1 protein-coding gene is annotated in these 710 nt (G+C 66.5%); it reads right to left on the minus strand.

Going from position 1 to position 710, the window contains the following annotated elements:
• On the minus strand, positions 1–648 hold a 648-nt coding region (locus VXC91_RS46450), incomplete at its 3' end, for an IS982 family transposase (RefSeq protein ID WP_329513345.1).
• Positions 649–710 lie beyond the last annotated feature (62 nt).

Below are 710 nucleotides of genomic sequence, written 5' to 3' on the forward strand. Positions count from 1 at the left end.
GGCCAGTTCGCGTTCGAAGTCGCGACCGAAGTAGTTCTTGTCCCCGATCAGTCTCTGTCCGGGCCGGGCGGCGGTCAGGTGCGGTTCGGCCGCGAACAGGTCCAGCACGGTCTCGCGCTCGTCGGCCTTGGCCCCGGTCAGAGCGAAGGCGACGGGCAGGCCCTGGAGGGTGCACACCAGGTGCAGCCGCAGGCCCCAGAAGAAGCGGCTGTGGCTGGCGCAGTAGCCGTACTGGGCCCATCCGGCCAGGTCGGAGCGTTTCACGGTCTCCCGCGAGCGGCCGCATTCCACAGGTGTGGAGTCTACGATCCATACGTCGTCGCTCCACACCGAGGTGCTGCTGGCCAGGATCCGAGTGACTCGGCGAAGCAACTCGGCGGCCTTGCGCAGCCGCTTGTTGTAGCCGGATTGCTGGGGCAGGTACGGAAAGAGGTGCCGCAGGTGGGCCCGGGCATGCCGAAGCCACCTGGCCTCGGACGTGAAGCCGAGCATGGCCTGCATCATCGCGAGGGTGACCAACTCGGCGTCGGTGAGCTGCGGCGCGATGCCCACGGCCGGCCGCCACGGCGCCAGGTCCGGACGCTCTTTCAGCAGGTCGTCGGTCGTCACATAGAGTGCTGTCGCGAGGGTGTCCAGGTTGTTCGTCACAAAACGATCTTGGACACCCTCGTTCTCGTCTCCGCAGGCACCCCTTGGAATTGATCATCTAG

It is taken from the genome of Streptomyces chiangmaiensis (assembly GCF_036281785.1).
Classification (GTDB): domain Bacteria; phylum Actinomycetota; class Actinomycetes; order Streptomycetales; family Streptomycetaceae; genus Streptomyces; species Streptomyces chiangmaiensis.